Annotated in this window: 25 protein-coding genes, 1 pseudogene and 1 riboswitch; of the genes and pseudogenes, 17 read left to right on the top strand and 9 right to left on the bottom strand. The window is 34.7% G+C overall.

Features of this window, described 5'->3' with window-relative positions; genetic code table 11:
* Positions 1–2: 2 nt before the first annotated feature.
* A riboswitch (purine riboswitch) is annotated at positions 3–104 on the top strand.
* Between the two features lie 267 nt (positions 105–371).
* The 7 genes from AC1RNS_RS22135 (at position 372) to AC1RNS_RS22105 (ending at position 6781) form a co-directional block, all read left to right on the top strand.
* Positions 372–956: a xanthine phosphoribosyltransferase gene (locus AC1RNS_RS22135; protein WP_492995793.1), complete on the top strand. Its 585-nt coding sequence runs from the start codon at positions 372–374 to the stop codon at positions 954–956.
* A complete protein-coding gene (locus tag AC1RNS_RS22130) occupies positions 956–2254 on the top strand; it encodes a nucleobase:cation symporter-2 family protein (RefSeq protein WP_492995791.1) in 1299 nt (432 codons plus the stop codon). Before AC1RNS_RS22135 ends, AC1RNS_RS22130 begins: the two co-directional genes overlap by 1 nt.
* Before the next feature lie 108 nt (positions 2255–2362).
* The gene (locus AC1RNS_RS22125; protein ID WP_492995789.1) at positions 2363–3364 is read left to right on the top strand and encodes a tyrosine-type recombinase/integrase; all 1002 of its coding nucleotides are present in this window, start codon (positions 2363–2365) and stop codon (positions 3362–3364) included.
* Between the two features lie 731 nt (positions 3365–4095).
* Positions 4096–4359 carry a hypothetical protein gene (locus AC1RNS_RS22120; RefSeq protein WP_492995787.1) on the top strand — a complete coding sequence of 88 codons (264 nt, stop codon included), beginning with the start codon at positions 4096–4098 and terminating at the stop codon, positions 4357–4359.
* An 86-nt stretch (positions 4360–4445) separates the two neighbouring features.
* Complete coding sequence (locus AC1RNS_RS22115; RefSeq protein WP_492995786.1) at positions 4446–4829, top strand: hypothetical protein; 384 nt, start codon at positions 4446–4448, stop codon at positions 4827–4829.
* Positions 4830–5053: 224 nt separating this feature from the next.
* Positions 5054–6328: a YonV family putative phage-derived protein gene (locus AC1RNS_RS22110; protein WP_492995784.1), complete on the top strand. Its 1275-nt coding sequence runs from the start codon at positions 5054–5056 to the stop codon at positions 6326–6328.
* 279 nt (positions 6329–6607) lie between these two features.
* A complete protein-coding gene (locus tag AC1RNS_RS22105) occupies positions 6608–6781 on the top strand; it encodes a hypothetical protein (RefSeq protein ID WP_492995783.1) in 174 nt (57 codons plus the stop codon).
* Between the two features lie 217 nt (positions 6782–6998).
* On the opposite strand, the gene AC1RNS_RS22100 is transcribed toward AC1RNS_RS22105, so the two are convergent.
* Both AC1RNS_RS22100 and AC1RNS_RS22095 read right to left on the bottom strand, forming a co-directional pair.
* The gene (locus AC1RNS_RS22100) at positions 6999–7553 is read right to left on the bottom strand and encodes a recombinase family protein (protein WP_492995782.1); all 555 of its coding nucleotides are present in this window, start codon (positions 7551–7553) and stop codon (positions 6999–7001) included.
* A gap of 124 nt (positions 7554–7677) precedes the next feature.
* The gene (locus AC1RNS_RS22095) at positions 7678–8259 is read right to left on the bottom strand and encodes a hypothetical protein (RefSeq protein ID WP_492995781.1); all 582 of its coding nucleotides are present in this window, start codon (positions 8257–8259) and stop codon (positions 7678–7680) included.
* A 202-nt stretch (positions 8260–8461) separates the two neighbouring features.
* Here AC1RNS_RS22095 and AC1RNS_RS22090 point away from each other — a divergent pair, with 202 nt between their 5' ends.
* The 5 genes and pseudogenes from AC1RNS_RS22090 to AC1RNS_RS22070 all read left to right on the top strand — a co-directional run.
* Complete coding sequence (locus tag AC1RNS_RS22090) at positions 8462–9088, top strand: hypothetical protein (RefSeq protein ID WP_492995779.1); 627 nt, start codon at positions 8462–8464, stop codon at positions 9086–9088.
* A gap of 1026 nt (positions 9089–10114) precedes the next feature.
* A complete protein-coding gene (locus AC1RNS_RS22085) occupies positions 10115–10303 on the top strand; it encodes a hypothetical protein (RefSeq protein WP_492995777.1) in 189 nt (62 codons plus the stop codon).
* A 612-nt stretch (positions 10304–10915) separates the two neighbouring features.
* Positions 10916–11323 carry a hypothetical protein gene (locus AC1RNS_RS22080; protein WP_492995776.1) on the top strand — a complete coding sequence of 136 codons (408 nt, stop codon included), beginning with the start codon at positions 10916–10918 and terminating at the stop codon, positions 11321–11323.
* Positions 11324–12064, top strand: coding sequence for a hypothetical protein (locus AC1RNS_RS22075; RefSeq protein ID WP_492995774.1), 741 nt, complete (start codon positions 11324–11326; stop codon positions 12062–12064). It abuts the gene before it with no gap.
* A 247-nt stretch (positions 12065–12311) separates the two neighbouring features.
* A pseudogene (locus AC1RNS_RS22070) lies at positions 12312–12734 on the top strand (solute carrier family 23 protein); the annotation flags it as partial.
* A gap of 70 nt (positions 12735–12804) precedes the next feature.
* Here the strand turns inward: AC1RNS_RS22070 and AC1RNS_RS22065 are convergent.
* Entirely contained in the window at positions 12805–12945 is a 141-nt protein-coding gene (locus tag AC1RNS_RS22065; protein WP_492995772.1) for a hypothetical protein, read from the bottom strand.
* Between the two features lie 351 nt (positions 12946–13296).
* On the opposite strand from AC1RNS_RS22065, the gene AC1RNS_RS22060 reads away from it, so the two are divergent.
* Positions 13297–13818 carry a DUF2179 domain-containing protein gene (locus AC1RNS_RS22060; RefSeq protein WP_492995771.1) on the top strand — a complete coding sequence of 174 codons (522 nt, stop codon included), beginning with the start codon at positions 13297–13299 and terminating at the stop codon, positions 13816–13818.
* A gap of 51 nt (positions 13819–13869) precedes the next feature.
* On the opposite strand, the gene AC1RNS_RS22055 is transcribed toward AC1RNS_RS22060, so the two are convergent.
* On the bottom strand, positions 13870–15165 hold the full coding sequence (locus tag AC1RNS_RS22055; RefSeq protein WP_492995770.1) for a DUF2252 domain-containing protein: 1296 nt from the start codon (positions 15163–15165) through the stop codon (positions 13870–13872).
* A gap of 420 nt (positions 15166–15585) precedes the next feature.
* Here AC1RNS_RS22055 and AC1RNS_RS22050 point away from each other — a divergent pair, with 420 nt between their 5' ends.
* Positions 15586–16155 (top strand): YitT family protein, encoded by a 570-nt coding sequence (locus tag AC1RNS_RS22050; protein ID WP_492995769.1) that lies wholly within the window; start codon positions 15586–15588, stop codon positions 16153–16155.
* Positions 16156–16194: 39 nt separating this feature from the next.
* On the opposite strand, the gene AC1RNS_RS22045 is transcribed toward AC1RNS_RS22050, so the two are convergent.
* From AC1RNS_RS22045 to AC1RNS_RS22030, 4 genes are all read right to left on the bottom strand, one after another.
* Complete coding sequence (locus AC1RNS_RS22045) at positions 16195–17076, bottom strand: DMT family transporter (RefSeq protein ID WP_492995768.1); 882 nt, start codon at positions 17074–17076, stop codon at positions 16195–16197.
* A 106-nt stretch (positions 17077–17182) separates the two neighbouring features.
* Positions 17183–18340 carry a PucR family transcriptional regulator gene (locus tag AC1RNS_RS22040; protein ID WP_492995767.1) on the bottom strand — a complete coding sequence of 386 codons (1158 nt, stop codon included), beginning with the start codon at positions 18338–18340 and terminating at the stop codon, positions 17183–17185.
* Positions 18341–18502: 162 nt separating this feature from the next.
* Positions 18503–19921, bottom strand: a complete 1419-nt coding sequence (locus AC1RNS_RS22035) for an amidase (protein WP_492995765.1) — start codon at positions 19919–19921, stop codon at positions 18503–18505.
* A complete protein-coding gene (locus AC1RNS_RS22030; RefSeq protein ID WP_283870429.1) occupies positions 19911–20096 on the bottom strand; it encodes a hypothetical protein in 186 nt (61 codons plus the stop codon). The genes AC1RNS_RS22035 and AC1RNS_RS22030 overlap by 11 nt, the downstream gene beginning before the upstream one ends.
* A gap of 325 nt (positions 20097–20421) precedes the next feature.
* Between AC1RNS_RS22030 and AC1RNS_RS22025 the strand changes: the two genes are divergently transcribed.
* Positions 20422–21303, top strand: a complete 882-nt coding sequence (locus AC1RNS_RS22025) for an EAL domain-containing protein (RefSeq protein WP_492995763.1) — start codon at positions 20422–20424, stop codon at positions 21301–21303.
* Entirely contained in the window at positions 21281–22237 is a 957-nt protein-coding gene (locus tag AC1RNS_RS22020; protein WP_492995762.1) for a GGDEF domain-containing protein, read from the top strand. The genes AC1RNS_RS22025 and AC1RNS_RS22020 overlap by 23 nt, the downstream gene beginning before the upstream one ends.
* Before the next feature lie 37 nt (positions 22238–22274).
* Here the strand turns inward: AC1RNS_RS22020 and AC1RNS_RS22015 are convergent, their stop codons facing one another.
* On the bottom strand, positions 22275–23036 hold the full coding sequence (locus tag AC1RNS_RS22015) for an SDR family oxidoreductase (protein WP_492995761.1): 762 nt from the start codon (positions 23034–23036) through the stop codon (positions 22275–22277).
* 203 nt (positions 23037–23239) lie between these two features.
* Here AC1RNS_RS22015 and AC1RNS_RS22010 point away from each other — a divergent pair, with 203 nt between their 5' ends.
* Positions 23240–24634 (top strand): L-cystine transporter, encoded by a 1395-nt coding sequence (locus AC1RNS_RS22010; RefSeq protein WP_492995759.1) that lies wholly within the window; start codon positions 23240–23242, stop codon positions 24632–24634.
* Positions 24635–24753: the final 119 nt, after the last annotated feature.

Raw genomic sequence — 24753 nt, 5'->3', positions numbered from 1 at the left:
TTACAGTTTCATACAGTTTCACTCATATAATAGCGAGAATAGGGCTCGCGAGTTTCTACCGATTTACCGTAAATAAATCGACTATGGGTAGCAATGCTTTAGGAAACCTCATACAAGGTGATGATGTTTTCTATTCGTTTCGACGTTTAACGCTGAATGCTTTGCTCCACTCATAGATGAATGGAATCAAAGTATTCAGCGTTTTTTTATCTTCATTCAGCAAATGTTTTTTGTAGCGAAAGCATAGCGGCAGCTACAATTACGCCAAGGCGAAATTGATCAATAGGAATGAGCGTTTTGTATTTTCTCTAATAATGGATGTTATCAGCTCATAATAAGTTATTACTATAAGAAAGAAGGACATAAAGGAAATGAAGTTACTACATGACAAAATTATGCAAGAAGGAAAAGTTTTATCTTCATCAGTATTAAAGGTAGATTCTTTTTTAAATCATCAAATCGACCCAATGCTAATGAAAGAAATTGGTCATGAATTTGCCAACCGCTTTTCTGACCAAGTTATTACAAAAATCTTAACGATTGAATCTTCCGGAATTGCACCATCAGTTATGTTAGGACTTGATATCGGTGCTCCTGTAGTGTTTGCGCGTAAACGTAAATCGTTAACATTATCGGATAATCTTTATTCTTCAAAAGTACATTCATTTACAAAAAATGAAACAAATGATATTTCCGTATCACGTAATTTCTTAAATGAAGAGGATAATGTACTAATCGTTGATGACTTCTTAGCGAATGGAGAAGCAGTAAAAGGATTACTTGACATCGCAGCCCAAGCAGGTGCAAATGTGGTTGGTGTTGGTATTGTTATCGAAAAAGGCTTCCAAGATGGTGGGAAATTATTACGTGAACAAGGAGTTCGTGTAGAATCATTAGCAATTATTGACTCCCTAGAAGATGGCAACGTAACATTTGCTGCGGAGGCTCGCGCGTAATGAATACCTTTAAATCGACAACGCTAGCGATTCAACATTTACTTGCGATGTATGCAGGTGCCATCTTAGTACCACTCATTATCGGTGGCGCTATTGGCTTTGATTCAGCGCAAATGACATATCTAGTGGCGATTGACATTATGATGTGTGGGATCGCAACACTTTTACAAGTGTATTCAGGTAAGTTTATCGGTATTGGGTTACCAGTAGTACTAGGCTGTACGTTTACTGCGGTTAGTCCAATTATTGCAATCGGTACAAATCCTGAGCAGGGAATTACAGATATTTACGGTTCTATTATTGCTTCAGGTTTCATTGTTGTCATTATTGCTGGCTTCTTCGGAAAGCTAGTAAAATTCTTCCCACCAGTTGTTACAGGCTCTGTAGTATCGATTATTGGTATTTCTTTATTGCCAGTAGCATTGAACAATATGGCAGGTGGACAAGGGGCAGAGGATTTTGCATCTGGTGCTAATGTTGCTTTAGCTTTCATTACATTAGTTATTATTTTATTGGTTTATCGTTTCTCTACAGGCTTTGTACGTGCAATTTCTATTTTAATTGGTCTAGTTGCTGGGACAATCCTAGGCGCGTTTATGGGGATGGTCGACTTTAGTCCAGTTTCAGATGCTGATGTGTTACACATGGTTCAACCTTTCTACTTTGGCATGCCAACATTTAATGCATCTGCAATTGTCACTATGACACTTGTTGCGATGGTATCTCTAGTAGAATCATCAGGTGTTTATTTTGCACTAAGCGATATTTGTAACAAAAAAATCGATTCAAAGGATTTAGCGCGAGGCTATCGTTCAGAAGGTCTTGCTTCTGTGATTGGGGGTATTTTCAATGCCTTCCCTTATACAACTTTCTCACAAAACGTGGGACTTACACGTATGTCAGGCGTAAAAGACCGTAAAGTCATTTACATCACAGGTGGATTACTAGTAGCACTTGGTTTCCTACCAAAAATCGCAGCATTAACAACGATTATTCCAACATCCGTACTAGGTGCGGCAATGTTAGCGATGTTCGGTATGGTGATTACACAAGGTATGGGTATGCTTGTACCAGTTATGAACGAGTCAGCAGAAAATGCGATGATTGCTGCTGTGGCAGTGAGTTTAGGTGTTGGTGTATCCGTTGTTCCTGGCATTTTTGATGCACTACCAGAAAGTGTTTCTCTTCTAACGTCTAACGGTATCGTATGTGGTTCTGTCACAGCGATTATTCTTAATATCTTATTCAACATGATTGGGCCGAAGCATAAAAATGACCCGATGCATGGAGAAGCTTAAAACAAAAATTAAATAACTTTCATCTAAATACCCCACATATTTTGATGAAAAGAACGTTGTCACCTACTTTTATCTATTGATATAGATTTGAGGAGGTGGCATTTTTTTATGCGGAAAAAAGGCTATTTAATGAGGGATGATTTTAATGATGATACTGTATTTCTTACTTTACAGCAGGCTTATGACTATTTTTATTCTGCTAAAAAGGCTGAAAATATTCGAGAAAAAACACTAGTCACGTATGTAGAACATTTTCGCTTTTTTACTAATTGGTTAGAGATTACTGATTATAAATTGAAAAGTGTTAATGACTTATCGGGAGAAATTGTACGGGCTTATATTAACTATATGCGAGAAGAACATTACAATTTTAAAACAGGAAAAAGAGGGCTGTCTGTTCAAACTATCAACGCTAGAATAAGGTTTCTAAAAACTTGGTATTCCTTTTTAAAAAAAGAGAACTTAATAAAAGACAATATTATGCTTACTGTTAATTACTTAAAAATAGATGAAAAGAAGGTGACGCTATTAACCAAGGATGAAATGCAAAGATTATTTGAGGTACCTGACCAAAAATTTTATCCGCAATGGCGTGATTATGTGTTGTTTCATGTACTCTATGATAGTTCATTGAGAATTTCCGAAGCAGTCAATTTAGATGTAATGGATATAGACTTAATGAGGAAACAGATTATCCTTCCAGCAGATAAGGCGAAGGACAGACGATATAGGACAATTCCAATATCCAATATAACCGTACAGCTACTAATTAAATTGATTGATGAAAATAAGAAAGTGTTTAAGGATGCGGAAGCAGTTTTCCTGAATTGGTACGGTGAAAGAATGGCGGTAGACACCTTTAGAAGGAACTTGAAACGTTATCTTAAAAAAGCTGGAATCCATAAGGAATACAGTTGTCATGATTTCAGAAGACAAGCTATTACAGACATGCTTAAGAATGGTGCTTCGGTATTTATGGTACAAGCAATAGCTGGTCATTCTCAAATAAGCACTACGAAAAAATACGTTCACTTTGATGATGAAACAATAAAAATTCAGCATGAGTTGTATAGTCCACTTAATCAAATGGTCTACAAAAGACGTAGATGATGTATTTAAGACAAATAAAAAGAGAGTGCTGGAAACACCCTCTTAACTGAAATGCACTATATGTTTGGCGACATAGTAGTGCGAAACCCATAAAAAAATCGACTCAGCATCGATAACTGAATATGAGTTACATTGCCTTCATTTTACTTCAAAAAAAGTTAAAGTGCAAAGGTCTGGTTTCCTATTGTCTTTTTTAGGAAAAACTCTTTCGAGGTTGCCCACTAACTCGAATCAAAACAAAACTGGAAAGGTTATGACTTAGCCGACGCATTAAATAAGTCTAGGGCACTGATAAGCGAGTTCCTTGTTTCTCGTAGTGTCTGAATGGTGTTAGCGACCATAACAGCTAGGTGTGGAAGGTCTGAATGATTACGGTCATGCAGAATACACGATACATTGTAATTGTTGCTGAGTTCCTCATAACAGTAGGATAAGCATTTACGATACATACAAGAGGTGTGTAGACGGATTACAAGACGTTTCGGGGGCAGAAGTAGAAACTACGTGTATTGATTCGAGAGAGTCTCATTTAAACAAGGGCATACAATACTGGATACCTCAAATGACGGATTCATGAAGTATATGCGAATGTCTGTCTATGTCATTGATTCTTTTTTTAGTTTCAGTGATATAGGCAGTCATTTTTAGCACCACCTGTTGTCCTCAACTCAGGCTTCATGGTGGGAGGGGAATCAAGGTTTGTCAATATAATAGTTAGGGAGATAAAGATGATGTCGGACGAAACTAGAATTATTCGCTATTTATTGGGAGAGGTAGTGCGAGAATATCAAGGTAAGTTAAAACTTGAAATTGCATTAAGTGTATTTGGTGTAGAACCTAAATTATCCGATAATCCAAAAAGGATATTAAAGTATGTACTAGATGGTGATGGAGATTTTAGATTACCAGAAATCAATGAATCTGTTGAAGAATATTTAAATGCTGCATGGTGTCAAATCGAACAGATTTATACTATTCCTGATAAAGATAGTTAAGCTTTGTTTGTCCTCAGATTGAAGTAAAAGGGAAAAACATTACTAAAGATGCTAATTGGGGTCTTCAACTATAGAGGTGAATTAAATTGGAAAACGAAATGAAAATAATTTTGGAAATGCTACAAGAAATGAAAATTGAAATGAACCAACGCTTTGACAAAATGGAACAGCGTCTTGATAAAGTAGAAGAATGCTTTGAATCAGTCGAAAACAAACATAATGGCATTGGTCAACAATTTGAGAAAACTGAAAAAGCTTTACAATTGCAAGCAAGAACACAACGAGAATCCGAAAATGCGGTTCAAAGAACGCAAGACTTCTTTAAAATTACTTTAATGGACATGAAGCAAGAAATAATTTCTTTAAAGATGGAACAAGTATCGCACAAAGAACTGAATGAATCTGTAAGGTATCTCACACATAAATTACAGGAAATTGATATGGAACTTCACGCTATGCGAAAAAAGTAGTAAGAACAACGCACATGGTACATACCTTCTTGCTAACATGAAAGTAACTAACGAGTGTAATGAAGTAATTACAGCTTATACTTCTCCCTAAAGAAACAAGAAAATAATTTATTGTAAAGTCGTTCGAATAGTCGGACGGCTTTTTTATTTTACATGTCCTATATTGATTTTAATTTGCAAGTGTATTTATGCAAGTGTATTTATTAAAAGCAAATGGAGGATATATGGTGACGAATTTATTTATTAAAAGGAAAGAAGTATCAATAACGGTTGTCGATTCGATTATGGGAAGTGGTAAAACAAGCTGGGCTATTCAATATATGAAGAATGCCCCTGTTTATCAGAAGTTTATGTATATTACACCATTTAAAACTGAGGTAGAAAGAGTAATAGCATCTGTTAACCGTGGTTTTAAACAACCTGATGAAGATAGAGAAGGTGACACGAAACTAGAGGATGTTAAACGTCTTATTGCTGCTGGTGAAAATATTGTATCTACTCATTCACTATTTAAAAATATAGACCGTGAATTTATTGATCTGTTGGAGATGGAAAACTACACGTTAATTCTTGATGAAGTTATGGATGTAATTGAACAAGTAGATATTGCAACAGATGATTTAAAAATGCTAGTAGAAAATAAGGTGATTGGGTTAGGTAAAAATGGTTTGGTTGATTGGCAGCAAACCGATTATAAAAAAGGTTTTTTTGAAAAAGTAAGAAATTTGGCTAATTCGGGAAAACTAATGATGTATGAAGATAAAAATAAGGAACCAGTAGCGTTATATCGGTTATTTCCTGTTGAAACATTTAATTGTTTTGAAAGAGTATTTATATTGACTTATATGTTTGATGGTCAGATTCAACGTGCTTATTTTGACTTGTATGGTCAAAAATATGTGTATAAAACTGTCGTAAAGGAAGGAAAGGATTATAAATTAGCATCATATGTTTCCTTTGAAAATGAAGATAGAACGCATTTAAAAAGAATGATAAACATTTATTACCTTTCACCTAATGACAGAAAAGATATGAACAAGATGGGGAATAGGCACAATTATTTTAGTGTATCTGATTTAAAACAAAAAACTGCAAGCAAGGATGTAAGGAAAGTAATTAAAGATAATGCATATAACTTCTATCGTAACAAATGTACTGTGCCTACAGATGAAGTAATGTGGACTACCTTTAAAGATTATAAGGATAAATTAACCCCAAGGGGATTAAAAGAACAATTTGTAAGTGTAAATACAAGGGCTACAAATGAGTTTCAACACAAAAGTACATGTATTTATTTAGCTAACATTTATATGAATCCTTTGACAAAACATTTCTTTAATAAACAAGGTGTTGAAGTTAATATGAATTTATTTGCTTTATCAGAACTACTACAATGGATCTTTCGTAGCCGTATTCGTAAAGGTGAACCAATAAACATATATATACCATCTATTCGAATGAGAACTCTATTGGAACAGTATCTTAATAATGAAATTTAATATTATCTTTACTCTCGAAGGGTGGTAAACAAACGCAGTAACCATTGGTGTATAAGGGTTTCTAGCATGTTTCTTTAAAAAGAAAGTATTAGAAAAGTATATAAGTAATTTGCTAAATAACTTGCGGTAGAAAAATCTACCCCAGTTATTCAGGAAGAACACTAGCGTGTCCTTCTTGTACTAGATAAAAAATAACTAATATTATTAGCTTTAAAACTGTGTGGGCGTGAAACGTCCACATACGTAGCGAAGCGAAGTACAGAGAAAGGGGGGAATTGAATGGCATACAATAGTAGTGTATTTGATAATACGATTAAATTAGCAATGAGAAATCAATCAGTTATCGAAGGGAGACGAATATCTGAAGAAGATATAATAGTAAAAGCGTTGCATGATTTGATAGGAAAGCAAGAAAAGGTCATGAATAAATACTGTGCAGAAATATGCAAATAAAAAGTTATAGAGTTTGGGGATACCAAGTGGGGCGGGCAATTAAGCTATACTACAACAAGTAGATGCACATTATACACGTCCCCCTACAAACTTTTTTTGCACAGGATTATGGATTAAACACTATCCACTAGACATTAGAAGACCGATGAATAATATCCCTTTTTAGGGACGTTACATAGAAGATGCTAAAAAAGGAACTAAAAAAAGCTAACACCATTTAGTGTGTAGCCTTTCGTTTAGCACGTATAAGCGTACTTTTAGAGATCCCTGTCATGTTCTCAACTTCTTTATATGAGTAGCTTTCCAGTAATCCTAAAGCATGTTCTATTTGTTTTTGGCTATACTTATTCGGTCTACCTTCTCTAAAATCGTCACGTTGCCTAGCGATGGCTTTCCCTTCTTGTGTACGTTCTACAATCATATCTCTTTCAAACTCTGCAAAAGCAAAAAAGATATTCTTAATAAGCTTAGACGCTGGGGTGTTATCCATGTATCCCATATTTAAGATGTGAACAGCTATCCCTCTATCAATTAGCTGTTTTACTAATTCACTTCCTTGTGAGGCTGAACGTGCGATACGGTCTAGTTTAGTTACAACCAATGTGTCACCTTCTTTTAATACCTGTAGTAACTCATTGAATTGAGGTCTATCTGTCTTAGTACCTGTAAATTTTTCTTGATAAATCTTGTCACAACCAGCACCTTCTAATGCATGTAATTGTACTTCTAAATCTTGTGAAGCTGTTGATACTCTTGCATAGCCATATTTCATTATGTATTAGCCCCTTTTGGTGTCTTATTTATGACGCTAAGTTAAGACACCTTTTGATGCCTTGATAATACAGGATATAGTTAACGGTGTCAATTCTTATAAGTTATAAATGCAATTTATCTTTCTAGCTAATTTCTATGACTTGAGTGTCTAAAACCTTTTTCATAAGAATGCTAGCAAATTGAATACCTTCTTTTTCGTTAAGTATATCTTTAAGATATATATTTTCACCAGCAGTATAGGAAGTAGGGAACTTTATACTTAAATATGTCATTGATTTTTTTTTAGAATCCCAAAAGCGATATTTAACTTCCTCTTTTCCTTCGTAGGAAGTTAGAAATTTATCTATCATCATGCCTTTTTTATACCAATTTATAATTTCTTTATTTACATAGACTTCATTCCATGAATCAAAGAAAGGAAAGTGTGCCATAATATTTCGAATAAATTTAAATAATTCTTTGGCTATATTAGATTCCATAGGTGGTCTTTTCAATTCGATAATTTTTATAACATGTTTAAGCGGTTCGTAGTTTAAGAGTTCAGCATAGACTGTAAACATAGAATTTATTTTAGTAAATCGATAATATGAATCTTTATTCCAAAAAGCATCTTCCGTGATCTCTTCATACAAATCATAAAATCTGTTATAAGCTAAATATAGAAACATTTCTTCTGCTTTATTAGGTTTTATTTTATTTTCCATATATCCACCTCAAAAATTTTAATTACAATTTTGATAATAAAAGATACAATAATTGTAAACTAATGAAGACTTGGAAGGAAAGGTAATAAAAATGAATGGTTTTAAGGATATTTAAAATTAATTTTTTCTGAAAAGCTGCTAGCTATGATTTTAAACTTAAAAAGATTCCTAAAAAGCTTTATAAATTGGGAGGTTATTACACTTGAAAGAAGAATATTCAAAAATCGCATTAAATGTTTTGATAAGAATACATTTAATTCCTTCTATAATTGCTATATTGGTATTGGTGGTAATAGATAGGTTTTATCCAAACTTTATTAGTAAGGAAAATTACTTGGTAATAGTACTTTTGGTAATATGCGGAATATCTTTGGTTATAAGTTGTATTAAAACTTATAAGGATACAGTAGCAGATTTAAAAGCTAATACTTTTATTAGAGAACAAAAAAGAACAGATGATGCAATTGTAAGAATGTTAAGAGGGATGAATCACTACGAAAAGTATATAGAAGAATATAAAATGAGAATAGAGATACATAAAGCGATTACCCCGATTCCTATATTAGTATTCATTTTGGGTATTGTAATTACATGGGATAGTGCTGATTTTAAGGAAGTCTTAAATGACTTAATTGTTCTACAAATAACTTATGACTACGTTGTAGGTGGTATACTAGTTTTTAGTGGTATTTGGTATGTTTTCTCATACAAAAACTGTTGGGAAAAATATAAATTCTCCTTAAAAAGGTATTATCTATATAAGAATGAGTATGATGTTCTTTCTCTAAGTTTAAATAATGATTCTGAAAGTTCATCAATCAATAAATAGAGATATTCTGCGTTCGTAAATTAAAATTCCTTTTATTTGTTCCTTTAAATAAGTAATTAAAAAATTAGGAATGAGTCTGAAAATATACTATTAAATCATGCTAGTCTCTTTAATAGTTAATATGTCTTCCAACATCGTGTATTAAAGGTGTTGGATATTTTTTTATACATATTTCTTTACTATCAAATATCAAGACATTCAACAGTTGCATGACAGCAACATAACAATGCGAGTTCATCCACTATCAAAAGTGACTGTCAAAAGTCTAGGTAAAAATTCCGAGAAAATGGTGTATTTACTTGCGGTTTTTTTTCCAGATTTAAATGGTGAAGCTACTAATTCGTGGAAGGTATCATTGATAGTAAGAATAACTGAATAGAGGTGAAGGTTGTAAAGCGTGAGATAAAATGTTTGAACATGTTACACCACATGACCTTGAAGGGGATTGGGAACTCTAACCGATTGATAGTATGGGTAAACAACTATCTGCCTCCCGAACAGAGAGACACAGTCACGCTACATAAGGATAATAGGCACACGTACACACACAGCAAGGGAACGAGTCAGACACAGATAGACAGGACATAGGTAGGATAGGCACAAGCACCCAACGACATAGCCCCCACCAACCGTCATCAGCGAACTGAGAACGCAAGTGAAGCCGAGAACCATCATCTTATACTACCAACACCTTTATAACGCCCCTTTGTCTTGAATAGGAAAGTGTATTTCATCATGTCTAACTCAATATTAACAGGAAGCCCACCCTATGGGGGCTGGATGTGATATAGGGTCAGTCTGCTGTATGAAAAATATAAGCACCATTTTTATAACTTTTCCATGCACAATCAGCTAGAAAGCTAGTAATACCGACTGTTAGACTGATCTGATACGGATCGAAATATAGTTTAATGGGTAAGGTATCATCTTTATTACTCTAACAGCGTTTTAGGTGAGAGTGGTTAGGGGCTTTTGTTTAAATGGGAAAGCGTTTCCCAGAAATAAAATTTTGTGAGGGTATACTACATGACAAAAATGACTGCTGAACAAATGATTTCATTGATTAAGGATTTGGAGAATATTGAACGTAATAAATTTTTGGAATACCTATTCCATACCCATTTTGATTCAAGATTTACAGACGATTATGACTTAGTAACGAAATATCAGTCAATATTACCTTATTTCACCTTTTTAAGGGTGCTAGAAAAGTAATAATCGTTGTACTAATAAAATAATTACATAAACAATAAGAGAACCGTCTAGCTGTAACTAGGCGGTTTTTTATATGGAACATAATCATTTATTAAAACAACTTATCTTTATATGAAGTAACAAGTTCTTCTAACTAATCTTTCATAGTATATCTATATTTAATCAAAACCTCATAACAATCTTGTTGTGATTTATCATTAACGATATTGTTGATTGTAGTCTTAGTCACATTAAAAGTTGGTGCAAGGTTGGAAGGCATAACTTTCTTTTCGTAGTACAAATAAAGAATCTGATAAACTTACTGATCTGTTAATTTTGCTATATAGGGATTTATTTTAACTGTCATAATGCATACCTCCTAAATTAGTGTGCATAGGAACACCAGCAATATGGAGGTGAATTAGGGTGTATGTGAAATAATCGAGGCATGAAGTTAGTTTGGTTCAGTAAGAACTAATCATTGATAAATACTATTTGTTATTAAAATTAACTAGAGTAGTTAAGGTCTAATAACCTTAAATTATATATATGAAAAATGAGGAAAAGTAGGTTCTATTTACAAATTATAAAAAAAGGATAGAATTAATTTAATAGATACATAGGGGGAGAATGATGAACGGCTTTTTTTTATCTCTGGGTTTATTATTTTTAGCTTTTCTGTTGAAAATTTTTATAAATAGAGAACTAAAGAAATTGGGTTTGCTTAAAGCTATTTCGGAACTACCAGTTGATATGATGTTTACTAGTATAACTTTTATAATTGCTTATAGAATAGCGTATATAGGCAAACTAATAAGAGAAAAAACTGTAATTACGAAAGAATTGGATATGAATTCTGATTTTTTATATTTGATTTTATATTTAATCTTCACTATCCCAGTTATTGTTTTATGGAGATTTAGTGAAAAGGCGATAAATGAAAGTAAGTGGAAGAACTGTACTTATCTCATTGGTTTAGCATATATAATATCGTTTGCATTTTTAATAATAGCATTGATTAAATTAAATGGGGTGGTCTAAATGGATAATGGAATATTATTAAGTATACTAATATCAGCTTTATTAGTTTTACTAATGTTTACGATTATGCAAATACTCATAAGAAATATTAACGAAAGCAAAAAAAATACGTATGATTTTGAAAAAGATATGGTTCGTTATGACCAGATGAGAAATTATTATGAACAAAAATTACATGATATGAATGAAAAACTGGCTGCTGACAAAGAACGTTGGATTACCTCCAACCACTTAATAATAAGTGGTAATGAGTCTACTCTTGATAAAGAAAATTTGAAAAATAGAGAAACAAGTGAAGCGAAATTCTTGTTGAATCATGGTTTAACTAAAGAGGACTTAAAGGTTGAAAGGTTAGAAGTATTTGTCTTGACCTCATTTTTAGAAGAACAAAGATATACGTATGAAGTAATAAAAAATACGTGTGAAATGTCTGGGCTTATTTGTAGTAGAAGTGATGAAAACTATATTGAAAATGATATATTGAAGCACATTCTCCGTAGAATTGCTAAAGCTAGAATTATAATTGCAAATATTGATGGGAGAAATTCGAATGTATTTTATGAATTAGGCATAGCACATGCATTAGATAAACCAACAATAATGATTTCGAAAAGTAAAAATAAAGTTCCTTTTGATTTACAATCAAAAAATATATTATTTTATACTGATGAAGATGATTTAAGTAAGAAACTGACTATAGAAATAAATAAAACTATATTGAATAAGGAAATTAATTGGTAACAATTTGGAATTACCATTTTAAATAGGGTTTCCTACTATATAAAAATAGTAAAGAAAAACAGCAAGGCGGAAAATTTCTATCTTTCATAGTTCAATTAAGTATTTCTTGTAAATATGCTTCAAATACAATACAATTTTGAGTAATATGATAGTTGAACGTAGGTGACTATCGAATGTGGGATTTTAAGTATTATTATTTAAGGAAATAAAAGTTTATATATAAAGATTAAATTCTAAACAGGTATAGTTCTCACAAAACGTGGGACTTACACGTATGTCAGGCGTAAAAAATCGTAAAGTCATTTACATCACAGGTGGATTACTAGTAGCACTTGGTTTCCTACCAAAAATCGCAGCATTAACAACGATTATTCCAACACCAGTACTTGGTGCGGCAATGCTTGCGATGTTCGGTATGGTAATAACTCAAGGTATGGGCATGCTAGTACCTGTTATGAATGAATCAGCGGAAAATGCCATGATTGCAGCAATTGCAGTCAGCCTTGGTGTCGGTGTATCAGTTGTTCCTGGAATTTTTGATGCACTACCAGAAAGCGTTTCGATTCTAACGTCAAATGGTATCGTCTGTGGTTCTGTTACAGCGATTATCCTTAATATTTTATTCAACATGATTGGGCCTAAGCATAAGGAAGACCCGATGCATGGGTAGATATAACCTTCATATAAAATGCCACCTGCTTCTAGCTATTCTGAAGAAGCAGGCGGCATTTTTATATTATTTATTCAGAAACATTACTAGCATCACTTAAAGATAATGCTTTAGTTTCTGGAGCCCATGCAATTGACACGATGGTACCGATGACTAAAATACCTGTTAAACAAAGCATCGTATTTTGTACACCAAGGTTAGCCATACTCATCGGAAGCAGGAACGTACTTGCGGCAGAACCTAGACGACTAATTGCAGTTGCAAAGCCTACCTCGGAGGAACTGTTTAGAAACTTTCTGCTGGGAAAATCCCGACTAGATTACTAACCAGATAAAATGAATGTAAATAGAAAGAGTGCAATCATAAGAACCGTTAGATTACTTGGTAATACAGAAAAACGAATTTCTAAATCCCATGATTTTAGTTCATGTAGATGTTTAAAATACAAAGAATAGGGAATTGCTAAATAAACTATAGGCTTGTTTATTAATAGAATGCAACTACTTAACTGAACATATAATTTATAGTGTATATCCATTACTTTTTGAAAGGTCTCTTACAAATGCAAAGTATAGTTCTGATTTTAATACTTCAATTGGTTTATGTACCTTTTTTAACGTTACGAACAATATTTTTGGTAAAAAATATAACGTTTCTTGCTGCTTTATTCGGTATGATGGAGATGTTAGTGTATGTATTTGGCCTTTCCCTTGTTTTTAGTGGAAAACAAAGTATGTTAGCCATGGTCGTTTATGCTATTGGTTTTGGTTTAGGCATTTTTTTAGGTGCAAAAATCGAACGGAAATTAGCGATTGGCTACGTTTATACGACTATCAATACTCAGAATAAAAACGAAGAGCTTATAAATTACCTGCGTAATGAAGGCTTTGCTGTGACCATCTATGTTGGTGAAGGACGAGATAGTAATCGCTATAAATACGAAATATTAACAAAGAGAAATCGCGAGACGGAACTCTTTCAAATTGTGGAGCAATTTGAACCAAATGCGTTTATTATTTCTTACGAGCCTAAGTCTTTTAAAGGCGGATTTTTGCTGAATCGAATGAAGGTAAAGCAAAAATAATGCGATTTACTACAAAAATAGACCTCTGTTTTTTGGCAGAGGTCTATTTTTTTAACTTTTATTAAACTTTTCGTTAACCCATTCTTTAAATAATTCATAATCAGTATAAACAATTTCCTTGTAGCGCATTGCTTGTAAAATACTACTTTCCACGAAAACACGGCGCTCTTTTCCAATGGCATTTAAAATTTCCTCTTCACTATGGTATGTGAAAACCTGTGAGTAATCCACATCGGCACGGGCATGAATCTTAGCTGCAATTTGGCCCATAGTTGCAGTAGTAGTAAAATAATCTTCTAACTCCCGATAGTTTTTAGGCTTTACTTTTTTCTTATAAGGAGAGCGCTCTCGAATGTAGTATTCCTGGCCATCCATTGTAACAAAATCAAGATGTGGGTCCTCTAGATGATGCATGGCTTTCTGAGTGCTGACTACACGGGCTCCTTGATGCTTATAATTCTCCCAAAATACCTCATTATATGGCAAAAAATAAGCTGGGATGGCTGTGCGTACCTCCTTCATTTCAAGAACTAAATCGTCTACGCCCAAAGCATCTGTTTGACCCTCAACTAAAATATAATAACGCTTCAAACCTATAGATGCTGTTCCTGAGCCATATTTAATAGCTATATCTTTAATTTTATAGCTTGGACATACAGAGGAGATAGCAGCATATTCCTCAGCAGAGACGGGCTGTACCTCATCATTCCATTGGAAGACACGCTGGCCAGCATCGTTAATGTATGTTATATCCTGTAAAAAGTGAGAGCGTTGCCGTTTTTCAAGCTTTTTCAGCACCTGTTTAATAGGTCCTTTTGTATTATGTTTAGTAAATGTTAGTGTCAGTGGATCGTCCTGCTTACGTTGGAATCGTTTTAATTGATTGATGTAGCTATGTAGAAAATGATGAATAGCTGTTTCTTGAGCAGCCTGATGTAAGCCCTGCTCCTCAAGATATAGTGCTATACTGACACTCATGCGAATAATATCATAGAGGTAAGAGCCAACATAACCTTCATCGAAATCATTAACATCAAATACAATGTCGCCTGTTTCATTTTGAAATGCGCCAAAGTTGTCCATATGCATATCACCCTGTATCCATGCTGGTTTAACATCAGACGTATGGAATATAGAGGGGGATTTTGTAACATCAAAATAAAATAGATAGGCACTTCCACGGAAGAAGCGGAAGGGACTGTCTAGCATCGTATCATACTTTTCTTTACGTTGCTGTTCGCTTAATTTCATACGCTGTACATCAAACTCTTCAAAAATAGTTGCTAGCAAAGATCTTCTTAAATGTAAGCGTGTATCTTTTACTCGCTCTAACAATGTATGTTCCATCATTTATACCTCTTTTCATTTTTTTACAACTATATACTGAGAATAAAGGAATAAGATTCGATTGTTAAGTAGAAGAATGAAATTTTTTAACTTCTTTCAGCAGAAGTCTCCCACCTCTATAGGTGGTGAGATGAATGCGGATTTAAGCTGTTTTCAGAGGGTGTCCAAACACCTGTTGAAAGAAGTTAAAGCCTCCGGCGGATGTCACGGAATCGGAAAGGAATTCTTTGTGCAAACACAAAGCCGATTCCAGACGCAATTATGCCGAGGCATAATTGATCGGCACTTATTATTGAGAAATTTATCGAGCGGACTCGATAAAAAAAGTGAGAGTATTCTTGTACAAAGGTGTATTTCATAACATGTTCATTTTCAAATTTTCATACTATATTTACATGCTAAGTCCCGGAGGGGGGTTGTATGTATTTTTTTACGAAAGGTCTGGTCATTCTTATAGGTAGTACTGCTGTATCGTTAGGGATTAATTTATTCTTAACACCCTATCAAATTTTAGATGGGGGAGTTGTAGGAATAGCACTAATTTTATACTACTTGTATAAGTTAAAAATTGGCTTAATGATTATCATCATTAGTATTCCGATTTTTATTATAGCTTGGTATAAATATAGAGCGTATTTTTACAATAGCATACATGGATTAATAGCCTCTTCACTTATGATTGATTTAATGAAGCCTGTTCGCAATCTTATTCAAATAGAAGCCATCTATAGTGCCGTATTGGGTGGGATTCTTATGGGGTTTGGAATAGGTTTAATGCTTAGATTTCAGACAAGCACTGGTGGGACAGATTTAATTGCGCAGTTCATATGCGATAAAACAGGCATTAATGTGGGGATTCTTATTTTTATGATTGATTCCATTGTTATCGTTGTAGGGGGGCTCCTTTTATCCTCTAGTACACTGATGCTGTCTATTATTACCGTATTTGTTGTCGGCATTACTACCAGCTTAATGACTAGTCATCCATAAAAAAATAGCTTCAGTAAGACTGAAACTATTTTAAAGTTCTTAGCGAGAGCTTTTCATCATTCTTTTTTTGGGATGAGCAGGTTTGACCTCTGCAATTAATATAGCAAGTAAAATTAGTACCGCACCTACAACCATGCGACCTGTTAATACCTCATGTAAGAATATGACAGACAATACCATGCCGAAGAAGGATTCTGTCGACAAGATAATTGCAGCCTTTGTAGCGGAAGTATATTGATTTGCCACATTTTGGAATAGATAGGCAAGGGTAGTTGAAAAAATAGCTAAATATATAATAGAATAAATGGCTTCTTTTTCAAGTGTAGTAGGGATTTCACCTTGACTGGCTACAACCAGAATACCTAATAGTGATGCTGTGATAAATTGAATAATCGTCAGGGCAATGGCATCTTCTTTTTGGACAAAGAGGTTTGTACAAAAAATATCAAAGGCGAATGCAACAGCACATGCTAAGGAAAGTGCGTCTCCTATATTCATGGTTAATGAGCCCTGTAGTGATAAAAAACCGATTCCAACAATAGCCATTATTGAACCAATAATTTCATAACCGTCTATACGACGTTTGTAAACGGCATATGCGATTAATGGGACGACAATAACATTGACTGCTGTTAAAAAAGCATTTTTAGAGGGGGTTGTATATTGTAAACCGACAGTCTGAAGTGCAAAGGCAATGTACAATATGGTACCTAATATAATCCCTTTCCAAATTACTGATTTTGAAGCTTTTTTTAATCTGTAGCCAAATATTGTTGTTAGTATAATGGCAGCTAATATAAATCTCCCTGCCATTACTTGATAAGCTGTTAAATATTCTAAAGCGATAGCCGTTATAACAAATCCGCTACCCCAAACGATAGCTGTAACTAAAAGCATACCGTCAGCCATATATTGTTTCATCTTTCTTCCTCCTAACTTTACTAGAATAGCATGAGAGGGAGGAAATTATTTTGATTTTAATTCTAAATATTCAGGCGTTTCTTTGTACTTATTCCAAAGCTGCTAATTAATCATTCATATTGCTATGTAATAAGTACAATTTAACGGCTGCTGCGAGCCGTTCATAGAAAACATACTCATTATCTATAGGTGCTAGCAGCTGACGAATTTTTGCCATGCGATAGCGAATAGTGTTTGGATGGCAAAAATGAGCAATCGCCACTTCTTTGATATTGCCTTTTTTTGCAACATAGGTAATAGCAGTTTTTATTAAATCAGGATCAGCCTTTTCCTCAAGTAAGGGTCCAAGATAGCTATAAACATAGTCCATAGCAAATTTAGCGTCCTTACGGTGTAATTCAATTAACAAACAGTCTGATGCAAGGGTTTCGTAATGACGGCTAGGAATACCTTCAATTCCAGCCATGATGCGTGCATAGTAGGCTTCACGAACAGCTATCGAGAGTTCCTGTTGAGTTACATGGCGGCTGCTATAGCCAAAGGTCAATGATTCAGTTGAAATTGCATACATAACTAACCATTCATTTAGAAATTTTTTAAATTGAAACTGCTCAGAAGAATGTGTAAATAAAATAAAGAGACTCTTTTTGTAAGAACAAATCATTCCGGATTTCATTAAGGGCTCTAATTGAAATAGGGGTTGCATCCATTGACTATCGGTATATTCTTGTACTTGAATATTGGCGACAAATACATATTTATCAAAGGGCTTATTGATCTGCTGTAAAAAGGATTTTATTTGTTCATCAGGGATATCCTCCTCGATAAGACGTTTCATCATCGTTTCTAAAAAGAATGAATAATCCTGTGTTTTTGCATAGGCCATCGTCTCTAAAATGATTTTTTCGAAAAATTCATCTCCCCCAAATCGTAATATAGGAAAATTGTTTTCATCTGCATACATTATTACTTCCTCTGGTAGATCCCTAAAGATTACAGGCTTATAAGCTAAAGCACTTGCCCCGAGCTCAATTAGATTCTTCACCGCATTCAATAAATATTCTGGCTGTTGCTTAGCAAATAATAAGCTGCTTAACACAACACTATTTGGTGTGAAGATTGTGTCACGCACAGTATGAATATCAGGTGAAAATTCAAAGTCTAGAATTTCGACATTTTGAACCGATTTATGTAATCCATTGTGACCAGCAACGACTGTAAAATCTTTTGTAATAGGTAGTTGTAAAAAGTTCTCTACGTTCATAAGGACATCAAGCAACCTTTCTTGAGATTGAGCTACTACTACTTATTATAAAAGTAATTGTTAATAAAATTCTATTAATATTGATGATTTACAGAATGCACTCACAACCAAAAAATCTGCTGACGATTACAATCAGCAGATTTCTAGTAAAATGTTTTATGCTTAATGGTTTGCAAAAATATTAGGCTTTCTATTTTTCAGTGGATTTGTTTGCTCAATTGCATAACCAACATTCAGAATAAGACCTTCTTTAAAGGCAGGCCCTATGATTTGTAGGCCTACTGGTAAATTGCCTTTAAAGCCACAAGGAACGGAAAGGGCAGGTAATCCAGTTAAGTTACTTGGACCTGTAAAACGAATGATATTGTCAATTAAATCAACCTTTTCACCATTTAAAGTGGCAAAATTATCACCGATGGTACTAGCCACTACAGGCAATGTAGGTGATATTAACACATCTACCTGATTAAATATTTGTGTAAACTCTTGTTTAATTTGTCGACGGACTTGCTGAGCCTGTAAGTAATCCACTGCAGAAGGTAATTCACCTAGTTCAAATAACAATCGGATATCATCACCAAAATCCTGCGGTCTGCTTTGTAAATCTGAATGATGGATGGCTGCAGCCTCCGAAAGGGAAGTAACCAGCTCAGCCCATTCAGCATATTGCAGAGAAGGGATACGAACAGTTTCAATTCTTGCACCCTGATCCACTAAGCTTTGGATGCTTGCTCGCACGGCCTTTTCTACTTCTGAATCAACACGATTAAAGAAGTAATCTTCGTTGATACCAATAACTAAACCTTTAACATCACCTGAGATTTGCTGGCTGTAATTCTCAGTTGTGACATTTACACAAGTAGGATCTCTATGGTCAAAACCAGCGATTATTTCAAGTAGACCTGCCGCATCTTTGACTGTCTTAGTCATAGGACCAATATGATCTAGGCTCCAGGCTAGCGGGTAGCAACCATACTTACTTACACGTCCATGAGTAGGCTTTAAGCCAACAATCCCACAGGCGGATGATGGAATTCGAATGGAGCCAGCAGTATCAGTCCCTAATGAAGCAACGCTAGCTCCTGCTGCTACTGCCGCTCCAGAGCCACCACTAGAGCCTCCAGGGATCTTCTCTAAGTCCCAAGGGTTGCGAACGGGTCCATAATGAGGGTTATTATTGGTAATCCCCCAAGCATATTCGTGCATGCTTAATTTTCCCGTGAAAATCACACCAGCATCACGAAGCTTTTCTACGACAGTCGCGTCATAGCCTGATACGAAGTCTTTATGAATCTTGGAAGACATCGTTGTAATTTTATCTTTAAAATACAGATTATCTTTTAAAGCCATGGGAATCCCGTGGTACATTCCACGATACTGTCCGTTTAAGATCTCTTTTTCTACAACTTGTGCCTGTGCTAGAGCTTCTTCACGATAAAATGCCATATATGCATTAATTCTTGGCTGACTTTCTTCTGCAAAATCTAAGATTGCTTTCGTCAGTTCGATGGGAGAAAGTTTTTTAGCCTCCAGTAAAGGTGCTAGCTCTTCAACAGATTTTAAATGTAAATCAGTTGTCAATATGATCACCTCCAGGAAGATTACGGATAGCAATATCAGCGTCATCGATAGCGATTCCTTCTAAATTACCTCGAAGCGACTGCATGCCTTCCCAGCGTATTTTTAACTGTTCAAGGTGCTCAGATTTTGGTGTAATTCCTTTGTTTTCCAATATTTGTTGAATAGACAAGCTCATTAACAGGATCCTCCCTTGAAAAAATAGTTTTTATCTAAATAGGTTTCCCTATTAAGAACAAATTTTTATGAAAGGTAATAAAATACTATTATTACAAGCATACACTAATTATGAAATATATCAAATTTGTTATATTTGAATAGTTTGTATATTGAGAAAAATGTACTATGTTTGAAAATAATCAAAAAAGCTTACTTTTAAGAGAGCAATGGTTTAGATTGATAGAAAACTAGTGCTTGGGCTACCTCTTTTTACATCTTATTCACAGTACATTTACAATAAAGAGGTACAATAGATCATAATAACCAATTTAAGAGGTGCGAGAATGGAGTCTGTTGTGAGACAAAGCATAAAAACTAGTAATGTATTTTCTTATTTGAAGCATTTATATGAGCAGCATCAAAACAATACATTGTATATAAAACGTTTAAAGGCATTAAAGCAAATTATTCAAGAAAATGCTTTACATACTTATTTTCAACCGATTGTCGATATTCAGACTAAGCAGACAATGGGGTTTGAAGCGCTAAATCGTCCAGAGCCTTCTCAACTGTTTTCAAGTGTTGATCAGTTTTATGAATTTGTTGGACAAACTGACTGTGTTTTTTTATTTGAATGCTTCTGCCGCAACCTTTCATTGCAACGTTTTAAAGAGAGATTGCCTGGAGATTTGGAAAATAGAGATTTTTTAGTTTTTTTGAATATACATCCGAATGTTCTGCTAGATAAGAAATATCATAGTGGTGAAACCTTGCAATTATTAAAGGAGTTAGGCATTAAACCGCAGCAGGTTGTATTTGAGCTAACAGAGCGTAGTGCTGTGTTAGATTTTGTAGAGTTTGAACGTGTGTTATCACATTATCGATCACAGGGCTACCGAATTGCAGTAGATGATGTGGGTTCAGGCTATAACAGCCTAAAAACACTTATTTATTTAAAGCCTGAATTTATTAAGCTAGACCGCTCTTTAATTCAATATATCGATCAGAATAGTGAACAGCAGCAGCTTGTGTCATTGCTTATGGGATATGCGGAGCAGGTAGAAACAAAAATTATTGCAGAGGGCATTGAACGGCAAGAAGAGCTTGAATATTTGCATAAGATAGGCATTCATTATGCCCAAGGCTATGCGTTAGGAAAGCCAGCAAAGGAAATACATTTGGGGAAAATAAGGATGGGTGACCATGAAGATAGGGGAAGTCATTGAAACTGTTCCTTGTATTGATGAATTTGTGAAGAACAAAGAGGTGGATTTACTGTTTACCAGTAATCTATCGTTGCGCAGTGTTGTTGTTGTCAGGGATGAGAGACCAATTGGGCATATTACACGCACACATTTCTATCAAAAAATTGGTACACGTTATGGCTATAATTTATTTATGGGACGTCAAAACCAACTTATTATTAAGGACAATCCGTTAATGGTAGAACATCACACACCTATTACGGAGGTCAGCACAGTTGCAATGAGCAGACCTCCAGAGGATTTATATGATGATGTTATTGTTACAAGGAATGGTATATATGTTGGTGTAGTTAGCATTCGTGAACTATTACTAAAGCTTGTAGACACACAAGTAGCTATTGCAAGCTTCTTAAATCCATTAAGCAGCCTTCCGGGTAATAAATTAATTGATGAAAAACTAGAAGAATCGTTGTTATTACCACAGTATAGCTTAATCTATTTTGATTTAGATCATTTTAAATCCTATAATGATACGTACGGTTTTAATAAAGGAGATAAAATCCTACTATATTTAACAGATATTTTGAAAAGAAATATCGTTGGTGTGGAGGATTTTTTAGGGCATATTGGAGGGGATGATTTTGTCGCAATTCTTCCTCATTATGATACCATTCCTATTTGTGAAAGAATTATCAATGAGTTTGATGCTCAAATTTTAGACTTTTATGACCCAGAGGATTTACCAACATTACAGATTCATAATAGAATGGGAAAGCTAGAGCCCTTTAAATGTACATCTCTATCAGTTGCGGTGATTACCAATCAAAATCAACAATTCACCTCTGTCAATCATTTATCAGATGCTGTGACACGTGTAAAAAAACAATGTAAAAAGATTTCAGGAAGCTGTTATTTAATTAATGAGTTCAAAAAAGAACCCTACCTCGTTCATTAATTGAGGTAGGATTTTTGGATTTTTAGCTTCTAAAATTTTAATAAGCACTCCAACCAGCATCAGCTGCTAATGCCACACCGTTAATTAGACCAGCATCTTCTGAGGCAAGGAATAGAGCAATGTTAGCAATATCAGAAACCTGTCCAGCTTTTGGCATCAGTTGTACACCGCGAATAGATTGCTCCATTCCGAACGGGTCAACATTTGTCATTGTCGCCGCAAAGCCAGTCTCCACATGTGCAGGTGCAATAGCGTTACAGCGAATGTTTTGTGAACCATAGTGAGAGGCAATATTTTTGGTCATACCAACTACAGCATGCTTGGCAGTTGTGTATGCTAAGCCACCTCGTCCTCCTGTAAGACCAGTAATAGAGGCCATATTAACAATTGTGCCGCCTCCATTTTCAACAAGTATTGGCAAAACTTGACGAATCGCACGCATCATACCAGTTACATTAATGTCTATTACGCGCTGCCAAACAGTATCTTCTACATTCGCTGCTGCTTGCATATTGTCACCAACTCCAGCGTTGTTGACTAAAATATCAATACGACCATAATGATTAATGGTATTAGCAATCATTGCACGAATATCTTCTTCTACAGCAACATTTACCTTCACACCAAATGCTTCATAGCCAGCTTCCTTAAATTCAGTAACAGTTGTGTTTAAGGCATTGTCATTAAAATCAGCAATGACTACTTTTGCACCTTCCACAGCATACTTACGTGCTATTTCTTTTCCTATACCTGCACCACTACCAGTTATAATAGCTACTTTATCTTGTAATTTCCCCATAAAAAAGCTCCTCTCTTTTATTGCGAAAAAAGGTTTAACGTTAAACTAAATTTATTATATTCCTTGTTTGGGGCATAATCAAAGAAAAGGAACCGCTTTCACTTTAGGAAATTATTAATCTAAATAAAACATACTTGAATTATAGGGATTATAGGTATATAATTCGATTTACATCATAATTAAGCATCTTAGGGGGATTTCCATTGTCTACATTACAAATTATTCTTAACGTAGCCGTTTTGCTCGTATTCGTTGGGATTTTATATTTTATGAACAAAAAACACGTTAAGTTTTCAAATCGTGTTTTTACGGGTCTGGGTCTAGGAATTGCACTTGGTCTTGGACTTCACTTAATTTATGGCATCGATTCTGAGGTATTGGCTAAAACGACATCTTGGTACAACATTATCGGTACTGGTTATGTGAAATTGCTACAAATGGTTGCTATGCCATTAGTCTTTATTTCTATTTTAATCGCCTTTACAAAAATGAAGGTGGGTAAGAATTTTGGGAAAATGGCTGCACTCATTTTAGCCATTTTAATTGGTACGACAGCTGTATCAGCAGCAGTAGGTATTTTATCAGCAACTGTATTTGATTTAGACGCATCACAAATTATGCAAGGGGATGCAGAAACTGAGCGTGGAGCATATATCGAAGAAAAAACTTCTGGATTAGCTGCGCCAGATTTACCAACACAGATTATTGAGTTATTCCCAGCAAACCCATTCCTTGATTTAACGGGAGCTCGTTCAACATCAACGATTGCCGTTGTAATTTTTTCAGCATTCTTAGGCTTTGCCTATTTACGTGTAGCACGTAAGGATGAAGCGATGGGTGCAACGATTAAGAAGGGTCTAGATGCCATCTATGCATTAGTAATGGGTGTTGTAACAATCGTTTTACGTTTAACACCATACGGCATACTTGCCATTATGGCACGTACAGTAGCAACATCTGATTTTGGGGCAATTTATAATTTGGGTAAATTTGTAATAGCATCCTATGCAGCGCTATTTATTGTGTTATTAGTACACTTATTAATCTTAACATTAAGTGGTTTAAATCCATTTACGTATTTGAAAAAGTCTGCAGAAACACTATTATTCGCCTTTACATCACGTTCAAGTGCTGGTACTTTACCAATGAACATTAAAACGCAAACAGGCCGCCTAGGTGTACCAGAGGGAATTGCGAACTTCTCAGGTTCATTTGGTTTATCGATTGGTCAAAATGGCTGTGCTGGTGTCTATCCTGCGATGCTAGCCATCATGATTGCGCCTACAGTTGGCATTAATCCACTTGATCCAGTATTTATCATTACTGTGATTGCAGTAGTAGCAATTAGTTCATTTGGTGTGGCTGGTGTTGGTGGTGGTGCAACATTTGCAGCAATTTTAGTCTTATCAGCTCTTGATTTACCAGTTGCACTTGCTGGTATTTTAATCTCTGTTGAACCATTAATCGACATGGGACGTACTGCACTAAATGTAAGTGGTTCTATGACAGCGGGTGTCACAACTGCACGTGTAACCAAAGAATTGGACACAGATATGTACAATAATAAAGAATTAGGTGCTCAAGTAGCAGATCTATAAAAATGTAAGAAGGAGCTATTCTCATTTGAGAGTAGCTCCTTAATAGTGTTGAAAAATTAAATAGTCAAGGGACTCTTTGTGAATATTTAGTCAAAATGAAGGTGATTTCCGTTCCAGGC

It is taken from the genome of Lysinibacillus sp. GW821-FHT14F06 (assembly GCF_058803665.1).
Note: the sequence above shows the minus strand (reverse complement) of the source record. Positions and strands in the feature narration are given on the sequence as shown.